The following is a 5,086-nucleotide window of genomic DNA, read 5'->3' on the forward strand; positions in this document are numbered from 1 at the left end:
CGAGGTTCAGCCGATGGGCTACGATAGTGCCCGCTACATCCACGCGCTCTACCAGGTGATGAATCTTGCCTGTGCCGACCGTGATTTCTATTACGGGGACATTTATTTCCCACCGGAGGAACCGATCCGCGGGCTGCTTTCAAAGGAATACGCGAAGGAACGGTTCAAGCTCATCGATTGGAAAAAGAACAATCCCGACATTCGACCCGGTGATCCTTATCCGTTCGAGGGGAAGCAAAATCCCTTTTTGAATCTCCTGACCAACTGGTCAAATCTTAAAACGAACAAAACGGACCCCGCCGCGCCCGGTTCCACCGCGGCCCTGGATTTGGACCGGCAATCGCCCGAAGCACAGGCGCAGTTTGACGCCGATTTTCGGGCGGGCACGACGTCCATTCAAGCGGCGGACGAAAAAGGCTGGGCCATCTCGGTCACTCCGAGCGGGGGCTGGCAGCCCGCGTGCATTGCCGGCAACACCGGCATCGGCATGAGTCAGCGGATGCAGAGCTTCGTGCTGGATGGGGCGGAAAACCCATTCAACGTTGTCGCGCCCGGTAAACGCCCGCGAGTGACCCTTACGCCGACGCTGGCGTTGAAAAACGGGAAGCTGTTTCTTTGCTTCTCGGTTCAGGGGGGCGACACGCAGGACCAGAATCTATTGCAGTTTTTTCTGAACATCGTCGAGTTCGGCATGACGGTGCAGGAGGCGTGCGAAGCGGCCAACATCACGAGTTATCAGATGCGCAGCTCGTTCGGCGAACACAAGGCCGAGCCCGGCCGGGTGACCCTCAACGACGAAGTGCCCTCGTGGGTGCGCCGCGAGCTGTCCCGCATGGGATACCGGCTCGATTTTGTGAAAAAGTCTTCCGGTCCCATCACCGCGATTTACTTCGATCAGGAACACGGAACGTTCTGGGGCGGGGCCAGTAATCACGGAGAAGATTATGGGATTGCGTGGTAAGTGGAACAGGCGCTGCGTCGTCGCGTCATCAGATTCTCCCTGCGGCGACGTTTGTCCGCGCGCCCGCAAATGGAAAACTCCTTCGGGTGTTACCGAAGGAGTCCGTACCAGGCGACGAAGCTATTTTGCCCCCTGATCAATCCACGCGCGGACCAATCCAACCTGCTCCGCAGTGAGCGGTTTGGGAGGAGGACCGAAGCCGCCGGGTCCGCGCCCGCCACCCGGACCACCCTGTCCTCCGGGTCCACCGCCAGTACCGCCAGGCGGACGGCCTCCTGGTCCTCCTTGTCCACCAGGACCGCCGCGTCCGCCGGGTTTGCGCTTCGGTGGCATGGCAATCTCATCATCGATCTGCGCAACAGCGACTACGAGGAGGCTTTTTTTGCTGTCGCCGGGAACGATTACTTTGCCGTCCTCGCCGCCTTTCAGCGCGGCTTCAAGGCTGTCGAGGCGCAAATCGGCTTTTTGCCGCTCTTCGCCGTGGCAGCGGAAGCATGAGGCTTCCAGGAGCGGCTTGATGTCCTTGGCGTAGGTGACGCCCTTTTTGGCGGCTGCAGGCGGGAGTTTGCTCAGGTCGAGTTTGGAGATGTCGACCTTTTTGTCGGCTGCCATGACCGACCAACCCGCGGCAGCAAGGCCCAAGAGAAACAGAGCAGAGGTGTTTTTCATATTTTTTGATAACTGCACATCCGTCGAGCGCTAATGACAGGCGCATCCCCGGACAGGTTACAAACGTTTTAGCGCAGGCGGTCGCGGGCCTCCGACTGGCAGATGTCCTGACGTCAAGCATCGCCGAAATGGTTCGACTCGTCCGCAAAGATTCGTTTCATTCGGGGCATGAAATCCAATTTGATTCAATTGATTGCTTTCGCCTGTTCGGCTTTCTGTGCTCTGTCCGGTACTTTTGCCGCTGAACCAACAAAAACCGTTGAGCTTTGGCCGGCCGGCGCGCCGGGTGAAAAGGGGAACATCGGCGGGGAGCGGGACATGACCAAACCTTCCGACGAGTTGATCGCGGGCCGGCGCGTCATTCGCCTTGGCAATGTGTCGAATCCAACGATCAGCATTTATCGCCCGTCCGCGGACAAGGATACGGGCGCCGCAGTCCTGGTTTGTCCCGGCGGCGGCTATTACATTCTCGCGATGGATCTCGAAGGGACGGAAGTGTGCGATTGGTTGAACTCGATGGGAGTCACCGGCGTGCTGCTGAAGTATCGGGTCCCGAAGCGGGAAGGATTGGAGAAATACGCCGCGCCGCTGCAGGACGCGCAGCGAGCAATGGGTCTGATGCGGTCACGCGCAAAAGAGTGGGGGATCGACCCGCAGCGGATCGGCGTGCTCGGTTTTTCCGCGGGCGGCCATCTTTCCGCCGCCTTGAGTTGCAATTACGAACGCCGGAGCTATCCGACGGTGGACGGTGCCGACTCCGCGAGTTGTCGGCCTGATTTTGCGATTCTCGTCTATCCGGGCGGTCTCGTTGTGAAGGAACAAGGCGACAGGATTGCGCCGGAATTGAGCATCAGCGCGAACGCGCCGCCGACCTTCCTTGTGATGGCGGCGGACGATCCTGTGCGCATGGAGAACGCCGTGTTATACACGTTGGCATTGAAGAACGCCAAGGTTCCGGCGGAGCTTCATATTTACCCGACGGGCGGGCATGGTTATGGCCTGCGCCGGACAAAGGAACTCGTTACGACCTGGCCGGATCGCGCTGCCGAGTGGATGCGCAGTCGTGGTTTGCTGGAGCGCAAGTAGGCCGGCGTCCGTTGGTCTTTTGGAACGTGGCGCCCCGTGCGGATCAACCCTGGACGCTTCAACCGGGGTTCCCGAGTTCCAGACGGCCGGGCTTCGCGGAGCGGCCCTCTCTGCGCAAAAGGATGTGTTTAACGCGCTGGATCCGCGCGCTTGATCATATCGGCGATCTTCACCTCCGCGCCTCCCAGCCGCTTGCTTTCGTCCGCGCCTTCCATGAACGCGAAAAGTTCGACGGTCTCATCAGGAGCGACGGGAGCGACACCCGTCCGGAAGAATCGGATGATTTCGGCGACGAGCGGATGATAGCCATCGTAAGCGCCAACCTCGCTTTCACCCTTTTCGCCCTTGGCCGTGCCTCCGTAGGTTTTTGGGTTCTCGCGATAGATGCCGACGCGTCCTCCGTGCCAGGTGCCGGTCACCTCAATCAACCCGTCGCCGGTCGTGCCCCGCTTCACGCTCTCGCAACCTGCGCCCATGACTGTGAACAGTGATTCCACGCCGTGAACGCCATACCAGAAAAGGTCCGGATGCGTCTTTTCGAGGTGACAGGGACTCCAGGTTTCAGCGACCAGCACGTTACCGATGGAACCCTTGCGAACCGCCTGCGTGGTTTTGCCGAAGCGCAGCGAGGACGCACTGAACACCGGAACCTTCGCTTCCCGCGCAAGCCGGAAAATCTCAATCACGTCCTTCAGCGAACCGGCCATCGGCTTGTCGATATAGAGCGGTTTGTGGGCGCTGATCACCGGTCGGGCCTGTTGAAGATGCGGCCGGCCGTCCACGCTCTCCAGCATGACGGCGTCCACGTGCCCGCACATTTCCTCGATGCTGTCGTAAATCGTCACTCCGAATTTCTCACGCAGTTCCTTGGTGTAACCTTCGACGCGTGACCGGCTCGACTCGATGTCGGGACTCCCGCCTTTGAACGCCGCAACCACCTTCGCGCCCGCCACATGGTTTGGAGCCTTTGCGTCGTTAAGCAACGCGGTGAACGCCGTGACGTGGGAAGTGTCCAGCCCGATCATGCCGACACGCAAATCCTCGGCGGCGCTCGCGGTGAGGGCAAAGGTCAAGGTCGTGAAAAGAAGGGATTTGACGAAGAGTTTCATAGCTTTGCAGCGGTCAGGATAGATTCGATCCGAGCCCTCCGTCAAACTGCACTTGGAGCCTTTTGCCGGGGCGAAATGTAACCGATGCGGAGTCAATGCGCCGTTCCGCACGCGCAACGGACCTGAGGCGAAGCAGCCGCCGCCTTCGCCGGATCGTAATTCAAGTACGGTCCCAGCCATTTCTCAACCTCCTGCAAGGTCATGCCCTTGCGTAGATGGTAGTCAAGCATCTGGTCGCGGCCGAGTTTGCCGACGGCGAAATATTTCGACTCCGGATGGGCGAAATAAAGCCCGCTCACACTGCTGCCCGGCCACATGGCGTAACTCTCGGTAAGCTTGATTCCGGCGTTTTTCTCCGCATCGAGCAACTGCCATAAAATGCCCTTTTCAGTGTGGTCGGGACAGGCCGGATACCCCGCCGCCGGTCGAATGCCGCGATACTTCTCACCGATCAGGTCTTCGGCCGCCAGGTTCTCTTTCCTGCCGTAGCCCCATTCCTCGCGCACTCGCTTGTGCAGCCATTCGGCAAAGGCTTCGGCGAGGCGGTCGGCCAGCGCTTCGGCCATGATGGCATTGTAATCGTCGTGGTCCTTCTTGAACCTCTCGACGAGTTCCCCGAGTCCATGTCCGCTGGTGACGGCGAATGCTCCGAGGTGGTCGTTCGATCGAGAAGTTTTGGGCGCGATGAAATCCGCCAGACACCAGTTCGGCGTGCCATCGGTCTTTTCGATCTGTTGCCGGAGAAAGTGGAATTGTGTGAGCGCTTTCGTGCGTGATTCGTCGGTGCAAAGCTCGACATCGTCACCGACCCGATGAGCGGGGAACAGGCCATACACACCTCGCGGCCGAAGCAGCTTCCCGGCGACGATCTTCCCGAGCAACTCCTGTGCGTCGGCGAAGAGTTTGCGCGCCTCCTGACCATGCCGGGGGTGATCAAGAATGGCGGGATAACGCCCGCGCAGTTCCCAGGTGTGGAAAAAGGGCGACCAGTCAATGAACGGGACGAGATCGGCCAGAGAGACGGCCGCCGCCCGCGTGCCGTCGGCCGATTCGCCCGATGACAGGACCCGCACGCCAATGAATTCGGGCCGGGGCACATCTGCATAGCTGAGCTCCGGCGCGCGCGCGCGGGCTTGTTCGAGGCTGACGATCTTCGTGGCATGGCTGGCGTGTTGGGAGCGGACGCGATCATATTCGTCCCGAATCGTCCGCACAAATGCTGCTTTCTGGTCCGCGGCGATGAGACTGCCAACCACGGGAA

At 60.1% G+C, this 5,086-nt stretch carries 5 protein-coding genes; 2 read left to right on the forward strand and 3 right to left on the reverse strand.

What is annotated here, in order from left to right; translation table 11 throughout:
• Positions 1 to 961 (forward strand): gamma-glutamyltransferase (locus tag VN887_11680; protein HXT40663.1); only part of this gene is annotated, 961 nt, incomplete at its 5' end.
• Positions 962 to 1,081: 120 nt separating this feature from the next.
• Here VN887_11680 and VN887_11685 read toward each other — a convergent pair.
• Positions 1,082 to 1,630 (reverse strand): c-type cytochrome domain-containing protein, encoded by a 549-nt coding sequence (locus tag VN887_11685; protein ID HXT40664.1) that lies wholly within the window; start codon positions 1,628 to 1,630, stop codon positions 1,082 to 1,084.
• A 168-nt stretch (positions 1,631 to 1,798) separates the two neighbouring features.
• Between VN887_11685 and VN887_11690 the strand changes: the two genes are divergently transcribed.
• On the forward strand, positions 1,799 to 2,716 hold the full coding sequence (locus VN887_11690) for an alpha/beta hydrolase (protein ID HXT40665.1): 918 nt from the start codon (positions 1,799 to 1,801) through the stop codon (positions 2,714 to 2,716).
• A 128-nt stretch (positions 2,717 to 2,844) separates the two neighbouring features.
• On the opposite strand, the gene VN887_11695 is transcribed toward VN887_11690, so the two are convergent.
• Both VN887_11695 and VN887_11700 read right to left on the reverse strand, forming a co-directional pair.
• Positions 2,845 to 3,825 carry a Gfo/Idh/MocA family oxidoreductase gene (locus tag VN887_11695; protein ID HXT40666.1) on the reverse strand — a complete coding sequence of 327 codons (981 nt, stop codon included), beginning with the start codon at positions 3,823 to 3,825 and terminating at the stop codon, positions 2,845 to 2,847.
• Positions 3,826 to 3,917: 92 nt separating this feature from the next.
• A partial coding sequence (locus tag VN887_11700) for a vitamin B12 dependent-methionine synthase activation domain-containing protein (GenBank protein HXT40667.1) occupies positions 3,918 to 5,086 on the reverse strand: 1,169 nt, incomplete at its 5' end.

The sequence above is a fragment of the Candidatus Angelobacter sp. genome (assembly GCA_035607015.1).
In the GTDB taxonomy this organism is placed as follows: domain Bacteria; phylum Verrucomicrobiota; class Verrucomicrobiia; order Limisphaerales; family AV2; genus AV2.

Excerpts from the sequence above, each read along its gene's own strand:
- VN887_11685 (HXT40664.1), bottom strand. The coding sequence starts at position 1,630 with ATGAAAAACACCTCTGCTCTGTTTCTCTTGGGCCTTGCTGCCGCGGGT.
- VN887_11690 (HXT40665.1), top strand. The coding sequence starts at position 1,799 with ATGAAATCCAATTTGATTCAATTGATTGCTTTCGCCTGTTCGGCTTTC.
- VN887_11695 (HXT40666.1), bottom strand. The coding sequence starts at position 3,825 with ATGAAACTCTTCGTCAAATCCCTTCTTTTCACGACCTTGACCTTTGCC.